General features: G+C 59.0%; 16 protein-coding genes. 15 read left to right on the top strand and 1 reads right to left on the bottom strand.

All coding sequences use genetic code 11. From position 1 onward, the window contains the following. The first annotated feature begins 194 nt into the window (after nt 1-194). From KGB24_RS05990 to KGB24_RS05935, 12 genes are all read left to right on the top strand, one after another. On the top strand, nt 195-560 hold the full coding sequence (locus KGB24_RS05990; RefSeq protein WP_223414270.1) for a response regulator: 366 nt from the start codon (nt 195-197) through the stop codon (nt 558-560). 91 nt (nt 561-651) lie between these two features. Beyond that, entirely contained in the window at nt 652-1,953 is a 1,302-nt protein-coding gene (locus KGB24_RS05985; protein ID WP_223414269.1) for a glycosyltransferase, read from the top strand. Between the two features lie 50 nt (nt 1,954-2,003). Next, the gene (locus KGB24_RS05980) at nt 2,004-2,897 is read left to right on the top strand and encodes a phospholipase (RefSeq protein ID WP_223414268.1); all 894 of its coding nucleotides are present in this window, start codon (nt 2,004-2,006) and stop codon (nt 2,895-2,897) included. A gap of 119 nt (nt 2,898-3,016) precedes the next feature. Continuing rightward, nucleotides 3,017-3,892 carry a phospholipase gene (locus KGB24_RS05975; protein WP_223414267.1) on the top strand — a complete coding sequence of 292 codons (876 nt, stop codon included), beginning with the start codon at nt 3,017-3,019 and terminating at the stop codon, nt 3,890-3,892. Nucleotides 3,893-3,987: 95 nt separating this feature from the next. Further along, on the top strand, nt 3,988-4,893 hold the full coding sequence (locus KGB24_RS05970) for an AraC family transcriptional regulator (RefSeq protein WP_008026553.1): 906 nt from the start codon (nt 3,988-3,990) through the stop codon (nt 4,891-4,893). Nucleotides 4,894-5,222: 329 nt separating this feature from the next. Next, complete coding sequence (locus tag KGB24_RS05965; RefSeq protein ID WP_223414266.1) at nt 5,223-6,533, top strand: ABC transporter substrate-binding protein; 1,311 nt, start codon at nt 5,223-5,225, stop codon at nt 6,531-6,533. A gap of 150 nt (nt 6,534-6,683) precedes the next feature. Then, nucleotides 6,684-7,610, top strand: a complete 927-nt coding sequence (locus tag KGB24_RS05960) for a carbohydrate ABC transporter permease (protein ID WP_032828623.1) — start codon at nt 6,684-6,686, stop codon at nt 7,608-7,610. 10 nt (nt 7,611-7,620) lie between these two features. Beyond that, entirely contained in the window at nt 7,621-8,451 is an 831-nt protein-coding gene (locus tag KGB24_RS05955) for a carbohydrate ABC transporter permease (protein WP_008026557.1), read from the top strand. 174 nt (nt 8,452-8,625) lie between these two features. Then, a complete protein-coding gene (locus KGB24_RS05950) occupies nt 8,626-9,729 on the top strand; it encodes an ABC transporter ATP-binding protein (protein WP_223414265.1) in 1,104 nt (367 codons plus the stop codon). Nucleotides 9,730-9,745: 16 nt separating this feature from the next. Next, the gene (locus KGB24_RS05945) at nt 9,746-11,218 is read left to right on the top strand and encodes a mannitol dehydrogenase family protein (protein WP_223414264.1); all 1,473 of its coding nucleotides are present in this window, start codon (nt 9,746-9,748) and stop codon (nt 11,216-11,218) included. Between the two features lie 157 nt (nt 11,219-11,375). Beyond that, complete coding sequence (gene xylB, locus KGB24_RS05940) at nt 11,376-12,872, top strand: xylulokinase (protein ID WP_223414263.1); 1,497 nt, start codon at nt 11,376-11,378, stop codon at nt 12,870-12,872. Nucleotides 12,873-12,885: 13 nt separating this feature from the next. Further along, nucleotides 12,886-13,830, top strand: a complete 945-nt coding sequence (locus KGB24_RS05935; protein WP_223414262.1) for a carbohydrate kinase family protein — start codon at nt 12,886-12,888, stop codon at nt 13,828-13,830. Nucleotides 13,831-13,930: 100 nt separating this feature from the next. Here the strand turns inward: KGB24_RS05935 and KGB24_RS05930 are convergent, their stop codons facing one another. Continuing rightward, complete coding sequence (locus KGB24_RS05930) at nt 13,931-15,232, bottom strand: OprD family porin (protein ID WP_223414261.1); 1,302 nt, start codon at nt 15,230-15,232, stop codon at nt 13,931-13,933. A gap of 372 nt (nt 15,233-15,604) precedes the next feature. Between KGB24_RS05930 and KGB24_RS05925 the strand changes: the two genes are divergently transcribed. The 3 genes from KGB24_RS05925 to KGB24_RS29355 all read left to right on the top strand — a co-directional run bounded on the left by KGB24_RS05925 (nt 15,605) and on the right by KGB24_RS29355 (nt 18,429). Then, on the top strand, nt 15,605-17,581 hold the full coding sequence (locus tag KGB24_RS05925; RefSeq protein ID WP_223414260.1) for a type VI secretion system tip protein VgrG: 1,977 nt from the start codon (nt 15,605-15,607) through the stop codon (nt 17,579-17,581). A gap of 88 nt (nt 17,582-17,669) precedes the next feature. After that, nucleotides 17,670-18,221 carry a hypothetical protein gene (locus tag KGB24_RS05920; RefSeq protein WP_223414375.1) on the top strand — a complete coding sequence of 184 codons (552 nt, stop codon included), beginning with the start codon at nt 17,670-17,672 and terminating at the stop codon, nt 18,219-18,221. 49 nt (nt 18,222-18,270) lie between these two features. After that, on the top strand, nt 18,271-18,429 hold the full coding sequence (locus tag KGB24_RS29355; protein WP_411736642.1) for a hypothetical protein: 159 nt from the start codon (nt 18,271-18,273) through the stop codon (nt 18,427-18,429). The last annotated feature ends 15 nt before the right edge of the window (nt 18,430-18,444 follow it).

Below are 18,444 nucleotides of genomic sequence, written 5' to 3'. Positions count from 1 at the left end.
CTGACGTGATTGTGCGCGAAATCCTACATTCAACTGCCCCAGCGCAAAGGAGCGGTTATCCTTGTCCGCCCTGGTACGGCTATTCTTTTTCCAGTGGGGTCGGGAACTTGTCGGGTTCCGTTACTTACTCATGCTAACGCCCGGCGTTTTTGATCGACCGGTCACTGCGAATTCAACTGTTGAGAACCCCCAATATGTCCGCTGAACAATCCATCATCCTGGTCGTTGAAGACGACGACATTGTGCGCATGCTGATCGTCGATGTGCTGGAGGAGCTGGAATTCAAGGTACTCGAGGCGAACGGATGCGAGCAGGCGCTGGAATTTCTCAATGATGAAGATCAATACATCGACCTGATGATGACCGACGTCGGTTTGCCGGTCATGGATGGCCGCGAACTGGCCACGCAGGCGCGCATGGTTCGCCCGGAACTGCCCGTCCTGTTTGCCAGCGGCTACGCAGAAAATATTGAGGTGCCCGCCGGAATGCATGTGATCGGCAAACCGTTTTCCATTGATCAATTGCGCGACAAGGTCAAAGGCATTCTCGCTATTACCTAGCCTTCGTTGAGCGGGCTGAGGAATCGTCCTCGGCTGTGGTTTAATTGCGCCCCGCTTTTATTCCCCTGCCCGCTTCAAGGAATCTCCCTGCATGAGTCTGCCCCGCGCCACCAAAGTCCTGGTTATCGGCTACGTCTGGCCCGAGCCACGTTCTTCCGCAGCGGGTGGGTATGTGATGCAACTGCTCGGGACGTTTCTGCAACAAGGTTGGGACGTGACTTTCAGCAGCCCGGCCGGTGCTGGCGAACATCAGGAAGACCTGACGGCGCTGGGCATTCGTGAAGTGCCGATCGAACTGAACAACAGCAGTTTCGATGTGTTTGTCCGCGAACTGGCGCCGGACATCGTGTTGTTCGAGCAATTCATGATGGAAGAACAGTTCGGCTGGCGTGTCGAGAAGCACTGCCCCGATGCCTTGCGCGTGCTCGGAACGCAGGATTTGCAAAGCCTGCGCCATGCCCGGCATCAACGGCTCAAGGACCGGTTGAAAGCCAGCGACGACGACAATGACTTCAGCGGGCTGTTCGCACCGGCCTTGCGTGAAGAGTTCGAACTGATGGCCGACACCGACCTGGCGAAACGGGAAATCGCTGCGTTGTATCGCTGCGACTTGAACCTGATGATTTCCGAAACGGAAATCGAGTTGCTGGTCGAGCAGTTCAAGGTGCCACGCAGCCTGCTGCACTGGTGCCCGTTGATGGTCGACCTACCGAGCGCGCCGCCGACGGGTTTTGAGGAGCGCGCGGACTTCCTCAGTATCGGCAACTTCCGTCACGCGCCCAACTGGGATGCGGTGCTCTGGATGAAAACCACCATTTGGCCATTGATTCGCGAGCAATTGCCCACCGCTCGTTTGCTCATCTACGGAGCCTACACGCCACCCAAGGCGACCGCGCTGCACAATGCGGCGCAAGGTTTCCATGTAATGAACTGGGCAGAAGACGCGTTGCAAGTGATGTCGGCCGCTCGCGTATGCCTGGCGCCGTTGCGTTTCGGTGCGGGCATCAAGGGCAAAATCGTCGATGCGATGATTTGCGGTACACCGAATGTCACCACGCCGATCGGTGCCGAAGCGATGTATGGCCAAGGCCCCTGGCCGGGCGCCGTGACCCGCACGGCACGCGAGTTTGCCGATAGCGCGGTGCAACTCTATAAAGACCAGGCCCAATGGTTGAACGCCCAGGCTGTTGGCCTGGAACTGTTGGCCGAACGTTACCAGCTGTACACCCACGGCCCGGCGCTGATTGCAAAACTAGAGTATTGCCAACAGCACTTGCCGACACTAAGACGGGACAACTTTACCGGTAGCATGTTGCGCCACCATCAACATAAAAGCACTCAATACATGGCGCAATGGATTGAAGCGAAAAACCGAACTAAAGATGACACTTGATCGTTAGAATCGTCTCCCCTGACGATTAACCTACTGTGCAAGGACGCACAATGAATAACGATCTAACAGCAACTAATCATAATTTCCTCTACAACAACCAATCATTTACAACCCATCGCTGGATGACACAACTTCCGGCCATTGATTCACTCTCGCTTGCGGAACTGGTTTTACCCGGCGCGCATAATGCCGGCGTGGACAAAAAGGCCTCGTATGCGGCGCCGGGCATCAGTCACTGGGCCGCTTGCCAGACTCATACGTTCTATTATCAATTGACCCAAGGCGCCCGCGCGCTCGATGTCAGGCTGGAGTATGAAATCGGCCGCAATGGCGTCGGAACATTCTGGTGCCAGCACAACGGTTTTCGCTCCTCCCGCTCCCTGGAAGACCTGATCACGAGCGTGATCCGGTTTCTGCAGGAAAACCCCGATGAGTTCATCGTGCTGGATTTTCATCAGTTGAATGCAGGTAACCAGGCCTTTGACCATCGGGAGTTCAATCGCCTGCTGATGACTCATTTGGGTGACCGGATAATTCCTTACAGGAATGCGGGCCTGACACTCGGTCAATTGAAACGGGCCAGTCATGCCCGGCGCGTGCTGGTTGCCGCCGAATATCACCCGAGCTTCGATGCCACCTTGTTTTGTCGGTACATTCCGCACGAATGGAGCGGAATCGGGACGACCAGCATCAGTGAACTGAACGCGCATATCACGCAGGTCATGCGATACCCGCCAACCAGCGACATGCCATGGTCGCTCTCCGCCACCAGTTACCACGCCGTGGGCGGTCCGGTGAACATCGGCGAGCAGCTTGATCAATGGTTTGACCCGGCCGTCAGCGAGTGGATTCTGAAGTGCAGCATTATCAATGCGGACTTTTTTGAAACGTCGAATCTGGTCAGCCATTGCCGGATGGCCAATCTGATCAAAGCCAACGCCTGACACTATTAATTTGTGCAGATGTTTCCGTCACTGGCAATGCTGGAACGCACCTCTATGCTTGAAATTACATATATCCACTTCATCCCACGGATGGGCTGAAGCCACTATCAGGAATGACAATGACCCAATCTTTACAAGGTACGTTCGACAAAAAGAAATGGATGAGTAATGTGCTCGACATCGACCGCCTGAAGTTGACCGACTTGATCTGGCCAGGCACTCACAACAGCGGCATGGACAAAAAAGCCCCCAACTATGATGTTGTCATTGGTAACTGGACCACGTGCCAGAACGATTCATTTGCGTGGCAACTGGCCAACGGTGCACGGGCATTTGATATCCGACTTGGTTACACCGAGGGGCGCGATCAATCGATCTTCTACTTTCATCACAATGGCTTTCAGTCTCATCGTGTCCTTGATGAGCTGATCGACGCGACAACCGCGTTTCTTGATCAAAACCCGGACGAGTTCATCGTCTTCGACTTCCACCAAATGGGCGACGGTGCCAAGCGTTTTGACCATAAGAAACTCAATGACCTGCTGGTGAATCGACTCGGCTACCGAGTCATACCGCCCAACGACGCGTCGAAAACGGTGGGACAACTCAAACGCATGAGCACCCGCCGCAGGCTGGTGCTGGCAGCGCACGTTGTGCGGGGGCTGGACGATGATTACTTCTGGCCGCGCATCCCGCACAAATGGAGCGGCGAAACCTTCACCGACACAGCCGAACTGGAACGCCACATTGCCAACGAGCTGCAAGACGCACCGTTCGAGAGCTTTCTCTGGTCGTTGTCGGCCACCAGCTACGGCTTTCTGGGCGGGCCTCAGGACATCAAGAACCAGATCAACGCCTGGTTCAACCCGACCCGGGACTGGGTGACCCGATGCAGCATTGTCAGCACCGACTTTTTCGATGAGTCAGACATCGTGCGTTACTGCTGGAGCGCGTCGAGCATGAAGGCGGTTTATGGCAGCGCCCTGCATCCGTAACCGGGCGCATGACGTCGGTCGACATGCCCCAGGCTGGCAATGTCGGCCGGTAAAGAGGCATGATCAGGGCGCAATAACAATAAAAGCGCCCTGATATGACCCGGACTGCCAGAGTCACCGATCCTTCCTACGAACTGATGGACGACCATAACGGGTTGTCGATCATCTATCGCCAGCACGGTTTCCCCTGCCCCTTGGTGCGCTGGCATTTTCACAAGGAATACGAACTGCACCTGATCGTCGCCAGCTCCGGCAAGGTGTTCATTGGCGACTACATCGGCAACTTCTATCCGGAAACACTTTTCCTCACCGGCCCCAACCTGCCCCACAACTGGATCAGCCAGGTCGCCGAGGACGAAGTTGTGCCCAAGCGGGACATGCTGGTCAACTTCACCGACGAGTTGTTCGAGAGCGGCCACCAGGTGTTTGCCGAACTCAAGACACTGGCGCCCTTGCTGGAGCGCGCGCAGTACGGCATCGAGTTTCGCTGCAAGCACACTATCCGCCAGGCGATGACCTTGATGCAGCGGATCGCCGACACCAAAGGCATGACCCGCCTCGGGCACTTTTTCATTTTGCTGGAGTTGCTCGCAGCCACCGACGACTACCAACTGCTGTCCGGTGCCACAACGCCACAACTGGCGGATGAACACAATATCGATCGCACCAACCGCGCGGTGGATTACATCTTTGCCCACTACGCCCGTGAACTGCCGCTGGAGGAAGTCGCCGAGCACCTGGGCATGAAGCCGACCTATTTCAGTCGCGTGTTCAAGCAAGCCACCGGGCGCTGCTTCATCGAGTTCGTCAACCGGCTGCGCATCAGCAAATCCTGTGAACTGCTGGCCGACGGCGACAAGCCGGTGACCGATGTTTGCTTCGAGTCGGGCTTCAACAATATCTCCAATTTCAATCGGCGTTTTCAGCAGTTGAAGGGAATGACGCCGTCGCACTATCGGCGGTTGGCGGTGCAGCGGTTGACTGAACAGAATCTGGGTTAATCCATTCGCGTCATGCGTTGATTTCCAGATCGCCTTCGCGGGCAAGCCTCGCTCCTACAGGAATTGCGCCCCCCCCTGTAGGAGCGAGGCTTGCCCGCGAAGGCGCCCTAAAACCTGTACAAATTATATCCCCGCACACCGCTGTGACGCCTATCCCTGCATCCCCCACCCCCGACAGCAGTGCAAAATAGTATCGATTCAAGTGCGATGGATGATTTGTCTCATCCTCAATTGAAGGCTGTAATCAGCGCACATTCTTCCTGCCCCGGAAGACACAAAAACAATAACTGTCCTTCTGTCCCCCACCGGGTGCAGAAAAGGAGTGCACGATGCAACCTTCTGTAAAAGCTCTGCTAGCCCTTACCTGCATGACCCTCAGCAGCGTCAGCCTCGGCGCTCAGACCCTGACCATCGCCACCGTCAACAACAGCGACATGATCCGCATGCAAAAGCTCTCGAAAACCTTCGAAGGCGAGCACCCGGACATCAAGCTCAATTGGGTGGTGCTCGAAGAAAACGTCCTGCGTCAGCGCCTGACCACCGACATCGCCACCCAGGGTGGGCAGTTCGACGTGCTGACCATCGGCATGTACGAAGCCGCACTCTGGGGCGCCAAGGGCTGGCTGGAACCGATGAAGGATCTGCCGGCCACTTATGACCTCGACGACGTGTTCCCTTCGGTGCGTGAAGGCCTGTCAGTCAAGGGTTCGCTGTATGCCTTGCCGTTCTACGCCGAAAGCTCCATCACCTATTACCGCACCGACCTGTTCAAGGACGCCGGGCTGACCATGCCGGAACATCCGACCTGGGAACAGATCGGCGAATTCGCCAGCAAACTCACCAACAAGGATAAAGAGCAGTACGGCATCTGCCTGCGCGGCAAGGCCGGCTGGGGCGAGAACATGGCGCTGATCACCACCGTCGCCAATGCTTATGGCGCGCGCTGGTTCGATGAAAAATGGCAACCGGAATTCACCGGCCCCGAGTGGAAAAACGCCCTGAACTTCTACGTCGACACCATGAAGAAGTCAGGCCCGCCGGGCGCGTCGAGCAACGGTTTCAACGAAAACCTGGCGCTGTTCAACAGCGGCAAATGCGCGATCTGGGTCGATGCCAGCGTCGCCGGCTCGTTCGTCACCGACAAAACCCAGAGCAAAGTCAGCGAGCACGTCGGCTTCACCTACGCGCCGCACCAGACCACCGACAAAGGCTCGGCCTGGCTCTATTCCTGGGCGCTGGCGATTCCAACCAGCTCCAAAGCCAAGGACGCGGCGAAGACCTTCAGTGCCTGGGCAACCTCCAAGGAGTACGGCGCACTGGTCGCGGAAAAAGACGGCATTGCCAACGTACCGCCAGGCACGCGGGCCTCGACTTACAGCGAGGCGTACATGAGCGCAGCGCCATTTGCCAAAGTCACGCTTGAATCGCTGAAAACGGCGGACCCAAGCAAGCCGACGCTCAAGCCTGTGCCTTACATCGGCATTCAGCTGGTGACCATCCCCGAGTTCCAGGGCATCGGTACTCAGGTAGGCAAGTCGTTCTCGGCGGCGCTGATCGGTCAGACCAAGGTCGACCAGGCCCTGACCGCCGCCCAGCAAACCACAGAGCGTGAGATGAAGCGCGCGGGTTATCCCAAGTAACCCCAAATCCCTGTAGGAGCGAGCCTGCTCGCGATGGACTTTAACGCTGACGCTGGCTGCCTGATTGAACGCGTTATCCGGACATTTTTCGCGAGCAGGCTCGCTCCTACAGTAGTTCTTCGTCGTCTGTTCTTAATGGGTTCTTTCACCATGAATATTTCAACTGCCAAAGCTCACATGGACATTCCCCAGCCGGTGCGTAAAAGCCGGTTGGCCAACCCCGGCTGGTTTCTCGTCAGCCCCTCGGTGGCCTTGCTGCTGCTGTGGATGATCGTGCCGCTGGGCATGACTGTTTACTTCTCGATGATCCGCTACAACCTGCTCAACCCGGGCGAGAACGAGTTCGTGGGGCTTGAGAACTTCACTTACTTCCTGACGGACTCCGGGTTCATGCCCGGCGCCACCAACACCTTGTTGCTGGTCGGCAGCGTATTGCTGATCAGTGTGGTGCTCGGGGTGTTGATCAGTGCGTTGCTGGAGGCCAGTGATTTTCTCGGTCGCGGCGTCGTGCGAGTGATGCTGATCTCGCCGTTTTTCATCATGCCCACCGTCGGTGCGCTGATCTGGAAGAACCTGATTTTCCACCCAGTGTCGGGGATTCTCGCCTACGTCTGGAAACTGTTCGGCGCGCAACCGGTGGACTGGCTGGCGCACTACCCGCTGCTGTCGATCATCATCATTGTGTCCTGGCAATGGCTGCCCTTCGCGATCCTGATCCTGATGACCGCCATGCAGTCCCTCGACCAGGAACAGAAAGAAGCCGCGCGCCTCGACGGTGCAGGGCCGATTGCGATCTTCTGGCACCTGACCCTGCCGCACCTGGCACGACCGATTGCCGTCGTGGTGATGATCGAAACCATCTTCCTGCTCTCGGTGTTCGCCGAAATCTTCACCACCACCAACGGCGGCCCCGGCTACGCCTCGACCAACCTCGCCTACCTGATCTACAACCAGGCGCTGGTGCAGTTCGACGTCGGCATGGCGTCCGCCGGCGGTTTGATTGCGGTGGTGATCGCCAACATCGCGGCCATCGTGCTGGTGCGCATGATCGGCAAAAACCTGACAGACAAAGCCTGAGGCCCGCGCCATGACCCTTCAACAATCCCGTCGTCTGCAAAGTGTGCTGCTCGGCACGCTGGCCTGGGCCATCGCGATCCTGATCTTCTTCCCGATTTTCTGGATGGTGCTGACCAGTTTCAAAACCGAAATCGACGCGTTCGCGACGCCGCCGCAATTCATCTTCACGCCGACGCTGGAGAATTACCTGCACATCAACGAGCGCAGCGATTACTTCAGTTTTGCCTGGAACTCGGTGGTGATTTCCTTCAGCGCCACGGCGCTTTGCCTGCTGATCGCGGTGCCGGCGGCCTACTCAATGGCGTTCTACGAAACCCAGCGCACCAAAGGCACGCTGCTGTGGATGCTCTCGACCAAGATGCTGCCGCCGGTGGGCGTGCTGATGCCGATCTACCTGCTGGCCAAGAGCTTTGGCCTGCTCGACACACGCATCGCGCTGATCGTGATCTACACGCTGATCAACCTGCCCATCGTGGTCTGGATGATTTACACCTACTTCAAGGACATCCCCAAAGACATCCTCGAAGCCGCACGTCTGGACGGCGCCACGCTGTGGCAGGAAATGGTCCGCGTGTTGCTGCCGATCGCCAAGGGTGGCCTGGCTTCCACAGTGCTGCTGTCGCTGATCCTGTGCTGGAACGAAGCCTTCTGGTCGCTGAACCTGACCTCGTCGAAAGCCGCGCCACTGACCGCGCTGATCGCCTCGTACTCAAGCCCCGAAGGGTTGTTCTGGGCCAAGTTGTCGGCGGTGTCGACCCTCGCCTGCGCGCCGATCCTGATCTTCGGCTGGATCAGCCAGAAACAACTGGTCCGCGGCCTGTCGTTTGGCGCGGTGAAATGAAACGACGCCTGACACGAATTTCCGGCCTGACACGATCCCCTGTAGGAGCCAGCTTGCTGGCGATGACGGCCTCAAGAGCGATGCAAAATTTCAGGGCCTCATCGCCGGCAAGCCGGCTCCTACAAAAAAGCCCGTTCGGTTCAACTGAATAAAAACAAGCGGAGGCCCATCACCATGGCCAACCTGAAAATCAAGAATCTGCAAAAAGGCTTCGAAGGCTTTTCCATCATCAAAGGCATCGACCTGGAAGTGAACGACAAGGAGTTCGTGGTCTTCGTCGGCCCGTCCGGCTGCGGCAAGTCCACCCTGCTGCGCCTGATCGCCGGCCTGGAAGAAGTCAGCGGCGGCAGCATCGAACTCGACGGCCGCGACATCACCGAAGTCAGCCCGGCCAAGCGTGACCTGGCGATGGTGTTCCAGACCTATGCCCTGTACCCGCACATGAGCGTGCGCAAAAACATGTCGTTTGCCCTCGATCTGGCCGGCGTACCGAAAGCCGAAGTCGAGAAAAAAGTCGGCGAGGCGGCGCGCATCCTTGAGCTCGAGCCGATGCTGGAGCGCAAACCGAAGCAACTGTCGGGCGGCCAGCGTCAACGCGTGGCCATCGGCCGCGCCATCGTGCGCAACCCTAAAATCTTCCTGTTCGACGAACCGCTGTCCAACCTCGACGCGGCGCTGCGCGTACAGATGCGTCTGGAACTGTTGCGCCTGCACAAAGAACTGCAAGCGACGATGATCTACGTGACCCACGACCAGGTAGAAGCCATGACAATGGCCGACAAAGTCGTCGTGCTCAATGGCGGCAAGATCGAACAGGTCGGCTCGCCGCTGGACCTGTATCACCAGCCCGCCAACCTGTTTGTCGCAGGCTTTCTCGGCACACCGAAGATGGGCTTTCTCAAGGGCAAAGTCACCCGTGTCGACAGCCAAAGCTGCGAAGTGGCGCTCGATGCCGGCACCCGCATCACGTTGCCGCTGAGCGGCGCCAGCCTGAGCGTCGGTGGTGCGGTGACGCTGGGCATTCGCCCGGAACATCTGGAGCTGGCAAAAACCGGCGACTGCACCTTGCAGGTCACCGCCGACGTCAGCGAACGCTTGGGCAGCGACACCTTCTGCCACGTCCGGACCTCCTCCGGTGAAGCGCTGACCATGCGGGTTCGCGGCGATCTGGCCAGCCGCTATGGCGAGGCGCTGAGCCTGCACCTGGACGCCGAACACTGCCATTTATTCGATGCCGACGGCGTGGCGCTGACCCGCCCGTTGCGCGCAGCGGCCTGATTTCAGAGAGCGTGTGATGAAACTGAATAAACAGAACCTGCACCACCTCGCGCCCGACGTGGTCCTGCCCGCCTACGCCCTGAGCGACGCCCGCCAAGGCATCGCGCACATCGGCGTCGGCGGCTTCCACCGCGCCCATCAGGCGTATTACACCGATGCCTTGATGAACACTGGCGAAGGCCTGGACTGGGCAATATGCGGCGTCGGCCTGCGCGCCGAAGACCGCCGCGCCCGGGACGACCTGAAGGAGCAGGATTACCTGTTCACCCTGTTTGAACTCGGCGACACCGATGACACCGAAGTGCGGGTCATCGGCGCGATCCGCGACATGCTGCTGGCCGAGGACGGCGCGCAAGCGTTGATCGACAAGCTCACCAGCCCCGAAATCCGCATCGTCTCGCTGACCATCACCGAGGGCGGTTACTGCATCGACGACAGCAACGGCGAATTTATGGCCCACCTGCCGCAGATCCAGCACGACCTCGCGCACCCGGATTCGCCGAAAACCGTATTCGGTTTTCTCTGCGCCGCGTTGACCAAACGCCGCGCTGCCGGCACGCCGGCGTTCACCTTGATGTCCTGCGATAACCTGCCGCACAACGGCGCAGTCACCCGCAAAGCGCTGCTGGCCTTCGCCGCGCTGCGCGATGCAGACCTGCACGACTGGATCGCCGAAAACGTCAGCTTCCCGAATGCGATGGTCGACCGCATCACGCCGATGACCAGCACCGAACATCGCCTGCAACTGGCCGACAAACACGCCGTCGACGATGCCTGGCCGGTGGTCTGCGAACCGTTTGTGCAGTGGGTACTGGAAGACAAGTTCGTCAACGGTCGCCCGGCCTGGGAAAAGGTCGGTGTGCAATTCACCGACGACGTCACGCCGTACGAAGAGATGAAAATCAAACTGCTCAACGGCAGTCACCTGGCGCTGACGTACCTGGGGTTTTTGAAGGGTTACCGCTTCGTTCACGAAACCATGAACGACCCGCTGTTCGTGCGTTACATGCGTGCCTACATGGACCTGGATGTGACGCCGCAACTGTCGCCCGTGCCGGGGATTGATCTGACTGATTACAAGAACACCCTGGTGGAGCGCTTTTCCAATCAGGCGATTGCCGATCAGCTGGAGCGTGTGTGCTCGGACGGTTCGTCGAAGTTTCCCAAGTTCACCATTCCGACCATCAACCGCTTGATTGCCGATGGCCGGGAGACCAAGCGTGCAGCGCTGGTGGTGGCGGCTTGGGCATTGTATTTGAAGGGCGTGGACGAGAATGGTGATACCTACGCCATTCCCGATCCTCGGGCGGCGTTTTGTCAGGCGCTGGTGGCCGATGATGCGTTGATGGCCCAGCGGCTGTTGGGGGTGGAGGAGATTTTTGGTACGGCGATTGCGCATTCGCCGGAGTTTGTCGCGGCGTTTGAGCGGTGTTGCAACAGTTTGCGCGAGGTTGGGGTTTCGCGGACGTTGGAGCGGGTGTTGGCGTAAAAGCGGCGGTGACATCACCGCCGTCATCGCGAGCAGGCTCGCTCCCACATTGGATCGGTGTCGTACACAAAATCCGCGTCCACTAAAGATCCCCTGTGGGAGCGAGCCTGCTCGCGATAGCTTCACCGAGAGAGACCTGACACACCAAGGATTTACCATGCCAAACCAACAACTATTCCTCGGCATCGACTGCGGCACCCAAGGCACCAAAGCCATCATCCTCGATGCCGCAAGCGGTCAGGTCCTCGGCCAAGGCGCCGCCGCACACACATTGATCAGCAGCGCCAATGGCCGTCGCGAGCAGGACACCTCGCAATGGCTGGAAGCATTCACTGCCGCCACGCGTCGTGCGCTGATCGCGGCAAACGTCGACGGTCAGGACATCCTCGGCATCGGCGTTTCCGGTCAGCAACACGGCCTGGTCCTGCTCGACGATCAAGGCCAGGTACTGCGCCCCGCCAAGCTCTGGTGCGACACCGAATCCACTCCGGAGAACGACCGTCTACTGGCGCACATTGGCGGTGAAAAAGGCTCGCTCGAACGCCTCGGCGTGGTCATCGCACCGGGCTACACCGTTTCAAAACTGCTCTGGACCAAAGAACAGCACCCGGAGGTTTTTTCCCGGATCGCGCGCATCCTGCTGCCCCACGACTACCTCAACTACTGGCTGACCGGCCGCAGTTGCAGCGAGTACGGCGATGCCTCGGGCACCGGTTATTTCAACGTGCGCACCCGCCAGTGGGACTTGCAGCTGCTGCGCGACATTGATCCCAGCGGTCGCTTGCAAGCGGCGCTGCCGGAGCTGATCGACGCCCATCAAGCGGTGGGCACGATCCTGCCGGGCATCGCCGAGCACCTGGGCATCAACCCCAAGGCGCTGGTGTCCAGCGGCGGTGGCGACAACATGATGGGCGCCATCGGCACCGGCAACATCCGGCCCGGCGCGATCACCATGAGCCTCGGTTCCTCGGGTACGGTGTACGCCTATGCCGATCAACCGACCGTCAGCGCTGACGTGTCGGTCGCGACGTTCTGTTCCTCCAGCGGTGGCTGGTTGCCGCTGATCTGCACCATGAACCTGACCAATGCCACCGGGGTGATTCGCGATTTGTTCGAGCTGGATATCGAGCAGTTCAACGCCCTCGTCGCGCAAGCACCGATCGGCGCCGAAGGTGTGAGCATGCTGCCGTTTCTCAACGGCGAGCGCGTCCCCGCCCTGCCCCACGCCACCGGCAGCTTGCTGGGCTTGACCATGACCAACCTGACGCAAGCCAATTTGTGCCGCGCCGTGGTCGAAGGCACGACCTTCGGTTTGCGTTATGGGCTGGACCTGCTGCGCCACAATGGCTTACAAAGCCGCACCATCTGCCTGATCGGCGGCGGCTCGAAAAGCCCGGTGTGGCGCCAGATTGTCGCCGACATCATGAACACCAAGGTGATCTGCACCGAACAAAGCGAAGCCGCCGCCCTCGGCGCGGCGATTCAGGCGGCATGGTGCAAATCCTGGGAAAACGGCCACGAAGACAGCCTCGCGGACTTGTGCGAGCGCTGCGTGAAGCTCGATCCGGCGAGCGAAACCCTGCCGATTGCAGAGAATGTAACGGCCTGTCAGCAGGCCTATGAACGCTATCAACAGCATGTCGCAACCCTTTAAAGAGTGAACAACTATGTATCTGGTGTGTGGCGAAGCGCTGTTCGATTTCTTCAGTGAAGACGACGCCAGCGGCCTGGCTTCAAAAGTGAATTTCAAGGCGATTGCCGGCGGCTCGCCCTTCAACGTGGCGGTGGGTTTGCGCCGTTTAGGCGTGGACGCGGCGCTGTTTGCCGGGTTGTCGACCGACTACCTGGGCCGGCGTTTGCAGCAGGTGCTGCAAGATGAAGGCGTACGCCCGGATTACCTGGTGGATTTCGCTGCACCGACCACCCTGGCGATGGTCGCGGTCGGCGCCAATGGTTCACCGCAGTACAGTTTCCGTGGTGAAGGTTGCGCGGATCGGCAGTTGAAACCGGAGCATTTGCCGGAACTGGGGCCAGAGGTGCGCGGCTTGCACATTGGCTCGTTCTCGCTGGTGGTGCAGCCGATTGCCGACACGTTGCTCGCCCTGGTGCAGCGGGAAAGTGGCAAGCGCCTGATCAGCCTTGATCCGAACGTGCGGCTCAATCCTGAACCGAACATCGAGCTGTGGCGTTCACGGGTTGCGACGCTGGTGGAGCTGGCCGACTTGATCAAAGTCAGCGATGAGGACCTGAGCCTGTTGTATCCAGGGCAGGATCCGCAGCGGGTGATTGAAGGCTGGTTGCAGCATCGCTGTCAGGTGGTATTCCTGACCCGTGGCGGCGAAGGTGCGACGGTGTTTAGCCGCAATCACGGTTCGTGGTCGGTGCCGGCCTGTCCGGTGAAGATTGCCGACACCGTTGGGGCTGGCGATACGTTCCAGGCGGCGTTGATTACCTGGCTGACCGAGCAGCAGCTGGATTCGGTCGAGGGCGTGCAATCGCTGGCGCGCGAGCAGATTGACGGGATGTTGAAGTTTGCGGTGCAAGCGGCGGCTTTGACGTGCAGCAAGACCGGGCCGGATTTGCCGTATCGGCAGCAGTTGGATCTTGGCTGAATGTGAGGGCCTCTTCGCGGGCAAGCCTCGCTCCTACAGGGTTGGTGTCGCGCCATAGAACCTGTAGGAGCGAGGCTTGCCCGCGAAGGCGGCCTCCCTGTCACAACACCGAAAAGTTGTAACTCACAATCAACCGCGTCTCATCCACATCCCGGGCAAACTTCTCGTAGTTGGTCCGGTATGTCGCGTTCCTCAGCCGCAGGCTGACATCCTTGAACGTCCCGCTTTGCACCACGTACTTGAGCTCGCTATCGCGCTCCCACTCCTTCCCTTCCTGATCGCTGCCAAGCACTTTGATGTGGTCGCCGTTCACATAACGGGTCAGGAAACTCAGGCCGTTGATACCAATCGACTTGAAGTCATAGTCATAACGCAGTTGCCACGAACGCTCTTGCGCGGCGGCGAAGTCATTGACCTGCACGTAGTTCACCAGGTACGGATTGGTGCCATCCAGGTACGGCATCGAGTTGTCGCCGTTCATGCGCTGCCAACCGGCGCTGAAGGTGTGGCCGCTGATGGCGTACGCGAGCATGCCGCTCAGTGCGCGGTTGTCGATGGAGCCGGCACGCTCGGCGCCGCTGTCGTCACTCTTGAGCACGCGCAGATCAGCCTTGAGCACGCCCTCACCCAGCGGCTGACTGGCCAGCAAACCCACGAAGTGCTGGCGATAGATGTCTTCCAGCTCGGCGTAGTGATACTGCGCGGTCAGGTGCTCATTGATCTTGTAGTCGAAGCCGTACATGTCGAAGTGATCAGCGGTGACGTTGCAGGCGTAGCGCTTGTTCTTGCAGTGCACGCGGATGTCCTGGGAGTCGGTCGAGTCCCGGGCGGTGTACTGGTCCAGGCGCGCGGCCATGAACGTCAGGTCCTTGATCTCTTTAGAGGTGAGCAGCGCTCCGTTGAACATGGTCGGCAGCAAACGCCCGTCGTTGTACTTGAGCAACGGCACATCCGGCAGCAGCGCGCCGTACTTCAATACGCTGTCGGAGACGCGCACTTTGGCGGTCAGCCCGAGTTTGGCGTACTGGTCTTTCGAGCCACGCGGGTTTTCACCCGACGATGGCAGCAAGCCGCTGTTGCTGCTGTCGGCGCTGGAATCGAGTTTGAACCCGAGCATGCCCAGCGCATCGATACCGAAGCCGACGGTGCCTTCGGTGTAACCCGATTGCAGATTGAGAATGAAGCCCTGCGCCGACTCTTCGCGCTTGGACGCGCCCTGTTCGGTGGACGTATGACCATCACGAAAATCACGGTTGAAATACACCGTGCGCGATTCGATCTTCGCCGTGGTGTCATCGAGAAAACCGCTCGCCTGAGCCTGGACGGTAAAACCGGCGCACAGGACTAAAGCGCCGAAGCCGAGTGACTGGCGCGCGGTGATGAGTTGAAAAGGGGGACGCATGAAAAAGCTCCAACAGTGCAGCGTTTGCGCAAGGCGCAATAAGCCAGAAAATAGCTTCGCCCCGGACCAGGAACTGGCCAGGATGAAGGCGACACACGGGGGTGAGCGGCAATGATGGCAGAAGGCTTTTACCGGCTACAGACGACTTTAGTCGGAAAATGACTCCCTGTTCTGGCACGGCGCTGACCAGCGGGGGGCAATTGATCGATGAGCCCGCAGGCAAAGAGCCCCTGTGTTTATTGGTCGAAACCGTGCCATTAGGGGTTTTCCTGATGCCGGGGCACGCCCTCATCTACGGCATTTGCGCCTTGAACGAGGCGGTTTAATCCTGCACCATCCGCTCCTGCTTATCCAAAGGACGGAATTCAAGGCATGCTGGACGCAAACGCAATCCATATTTCCCTCACGCTGGAAGGCGTTTCCGCTGACCTTCAGGTACTCAGTTTCGTCGGTCGCGAAGCCCTCAATCAGCCCTTCTGTTTTGACATCGAACTGGTCAGCGCGCGCCCCGACCTGAAACTCGAAGAGTTGCTGCACAAGCCCGGCTGCCTGACCTTCGGCGCCACCGGCGAAGGCATCATTCACGGCCTGGTCTATCGCATCGAGCAAGGCGACTCCGGCAAAAGCCTGACCCGCTACAGCATCAGCCTGGTGCCGCAACTGGCCTACCTGCGCCACAACCATGACCAGCAGATTTTCCAGCATTTGACGGTGCCGAAGATCATCGCCCAGGTCCTTGAGGCCCGCGGCATTCTGGCCGACGCCTATGACTTCCAGCTCGGCGCGATCTATCCGGAGCGCGTCTACTGCGTGCAGTACGACGAATCCGACCTGCATTTCATCCAGCGCCTGTGCGAAGAAGAAGGCATTCACTTTCACTTCCAGCACAGCAGCAACGGCCACAAACTGGTGTTCGGCGATGACCAGACGGTGTTCCGCAAACTGGCGCCCGTGGCCTATCAGCAAGACTCGGGCATGGCCGCCGAGAAGCCGGTGATCAAGCGCTTCAACCTGCGCCTGGAAACCCGCACCAGCCGCGTCAGCCGCCGCGATTACGACTTCGAAAAACCGCGCATCCTGCCTGAAGGCGCCGCTTCCAGTGCGTTCGCTCCAGACCTCGAAGACTACGATTACCCCGGCCGTTTCACCGACCGTGCCCGTGGCAAGCAACTGGCCACCCGCGCCCTCGAACGCCACCGCAGCGACTACAAACTCGCGGAAGGCAAAGGCGACCAGCCGACGCTGGTCAGCGGTCACTTCATGGCCCTGAGCGAACACCCGCGCGCCGAATGGAACGACCTCTGGCTGCTGCTGGAAGTGGTCCACGAAGGCAAGCAACCGCAAGTGCTCGGCGCCAACGTCACCAGCGACGTCACCCACAACAAAGACGATTTCCACCAGGGCTACCGCAACCGCTTCCTCGCCACGCCGTGGGACGCGCACTACCGCCCTGCCCTCGAACACCCGAAACCGCAAGTCCTCGGCAGCCAGACCGCCATCGTCACCGGCCCGCCCGGCTCGGAAATCCACTGCGACGAGTACGGCCGCGTCAAAGTGCAATTCCACTGGGACCGCGACGGCCAGGCCAACGACAACACCAGTTGCTGGCTGCGCGTCGCCACCGGCTGGGCCGGCAGCGCCTATGGCGGCATCGCCATCCCGCGTGTCGGCATGGAAGTGCTCGTCACCTTCCTCGAAGGCGACCCCGACCAACCGCTGGTCACCGGCTGCCTGTACCACAAGGAAAACGTCGTCCCCTACGACCTGCCGGCGAACAAAACCCGCAGCACCTTCAAGACCCTCAGCTCACCGGGCGGCAAGGGCTACAACGAATTCCGCATCGAAGACAAAAAAGGCGCGGAACAGATCTACCTGCATGCCCAGCGCGACTGGGACGAAAACATCGAACACGACCAGAAAATCCGCATCGGCAATGAGCGGCACGACACGGTCGAGGCGAAGGTGTTTAGCGAGTTCAAGGTTGAAGAGCATCGGATCACGCATCTGGACCGCAAGACTGAAGCGCGGGCGGATGATCACCTTACGGTGGGTGTAACCCAGCACGTGAAGGTTGGGACGGCGCAGTTTGTTGAGGCTGGTGAGGAGATTCACTACCACGCGGGTAATAAAGTGGTGGTTGAAGGCGGGATGGAACTGACGGCGAAGGCTGGCGGGAGTTTCGTCAAGGTCGATGCGGGTGGTGTGACGATTAGTGGGGCTGAGGTGAAGGCGAACTCGGGTGGAGCGCCGGGTGCGGGCACGGGGATTGCTCAGTTGCCGCCGGTGGTGCCGACGCCTGCCGATCAGGATCGTGCGGGGAATGTGGTGCAGGCGAAGACGGTTCACTAAAACAGTTACGGCGAGCGGATACTTAAAGGGCCAGCGAACGGGATTTGACTCGACCGCTCGGCCTCTTAGTCCAGTGTGGCGGGATCAAATGAAGAATATTGTGCCTGGCATTGGGCTAGTCATTTTTTGCGCTCAGGTATCGGCGGCTCAACCACCGTTTCAAACGATGATCGATTGTGAACTGGCAGGATCACAACACACGATTTCGCTGCTGCGTGGCTCGCCAATCATCGATTCCTATATTTACAAAACCCGCTATGGCCAAATCACCCGGTTTATATACGACGATGCTGAGGCATCTCGAGGAAGCGAAGTGCAATGGCAATGTGCTTCAGATCAAAAAAATACAAACGTACTGGTGGTGTCGGGCGAGTTCACTTCTAACTATCTGCAAGGTGCTTTGTTCTATTTCGATTCAACGGACGGGAAAATCCAACGTATTGATTTCGCCGAAAGGAACCGTCCTAGCTGGATAAAAATTTCCGCGCAGGGAGCGCAGGTGATCTTTGAGAATACGGGTAATGAAAGTTCGCACAAATATTTGAGCTACGGAAAGAATGGGCTTCCTCTAGAGTTGGACGAGTTTCCAGTGATCTCGAAGGGTGAGTCGTTGATACAACTGCACGCCTCCAAGCCTTGACGCGACGCCACTTCCATAAAAAATCCAGCGTCTGCGGGCGCTGGATCTGGTGAATGTGCCGGTCGAGCCCTTCGGGCAAGGCCGCCAGCTGGAAGATCTCTTGCCGCTCAATGCGCTCCGTCAGTGCCGCGAATTTGGTTTCAACGGTGACTGTCGCAGCCAGGTCAACCAGATGCTGTTGCTGCCTGCTTTGACGGTCATTCGTTGAAGCTGTCGTAGCGGA

The sequence above is a fragment of the Pseudomonas sp. BF-RE-25 genome (assembly GCF_019956105.1).
In the GTDB taxonomy this organism is placed as follows: domain Bacteria; phylum Pseudomonadota; class Gammaproteobacteria; order Pseudomonadales; family Pseudomonadaceae; genus Aquipseudomonas; species Aquipseudomonas migulae.
This window is presented reverse-complemented; position numbering and strand designations above follow the sequence as displayed.

What these genes read in the sequence shown, in the direction of transcription:
- KGB24_RS05945 (WP_223414264.1), top strand. Translation starts at nt 9,746, where the DNA reads ATGAAACTGAATAAACAGAACCTGCACCACCTCGCGCCCGACGTGGTC.
- KGB24_RS05980 (WP_223414268.1), top strand. Translation starts at nt 2,004, where the DNA reads ATGAATAACGATCTAACAGCAACTAATCATAATTTCCTCTACAACAAC.
- KGB24_RS05970 (WP_008026553.1), top strand. Translation starts at nt 3,988, where the DNA reads ATGACCCGGACTGCCAGAGTCACCGATCCTTCCTACGAACTGATGGAC.
- KGB24_RS05960 (WP_032828623.1), top strand. Translation starts at nt 6,684, where the DNA reads ATGAATATTTCAACTGCCAAAGCTCACATGGACATTCCCCAGCCGGTG.
- KGB24_RS05950 (WP_223414265.1), top strand. Translation starts at nt 8,626, where the DNA reads ATGGCCAACCTGAAAATCAAGAATCTGCAAAAAGGCTTCGAAGGCTTT.
- xylB (WP_223414263.1), top strand. Translation starts at nt 11,376, where the DNA reads ATGCCAAACCAACAACTATTCCTCGGCATCGACTGCGGCACCCAAGGC.
- KGB24_RS05935 (WP_223414262.1), top strand. Translation starts at nt 12,886, where the DNA reads ATGTATCTGGTGTGTGGCGAAGCGCTGTTCGATTTCTTCAGTGAAGAC.
- KGB24_RS05955 (WP_008026557.1), top strand. Translation starts at nt 7,621, where the DNA reads ATGACCCTTCAACAATCCCGTCGTCTGCAAAGTGTGCTGCTCGGCACG.
- KGB24_RS05975 (WP_223414267.1), top strand. Translation starts at nt 3,017, where the DNA reads ATGACCCAATCTTTACAAGGTACGTTCGACAAAAAGAAATGGATGAGT.
- KGB24_RS05990 (WP_223414270.1), top strand. Translation starts at nt 195, where the DNA reads ATGTCCGCTGAACAATCCATCATCCTGGTCGTTGAAGACGACGACATT.
- KGB24_RS05930 (WP_223414261.1), bottom strand. Translation starts at nt 15,232, where the DNA reads ATGCGTCCCCCTTTTCAACTCATCACCGCGCGCCAGTCACTCGGCTTC.
- KGB24_RS05965 (WP_223414266.1), top strand. Translation starts at nt 5,223, where the DNA reads ATGCAACCTTCTGTAAAAGCTCTGCTAGCCCTTACCTGCATGACCCTC.
- KGB24_RS05925 (WP_223414260.1), top strand. Translation starts at nt 15,605, where the DNA reads ATGCTGGACGCAAACGCAATCCATATTTCCCTCACGCTGGAAGGCGTT.
- KGB24_RS05985 (WP_223414269.1), top strand. Translation starts at nt 652, where the DNA reads ATGAGTCTGCCCCGCGCCACCAAAGTCCTGGTTATCGGCTACGTCTGG.
- KGB24_RS05920 (WP_223414375.1), top strand. Translation starts at nt 17,670, where the DNA reads ATGAAGAATATTGTGCCTGGCATTGGGCTAGTCATTTTTTGCGCTCAG.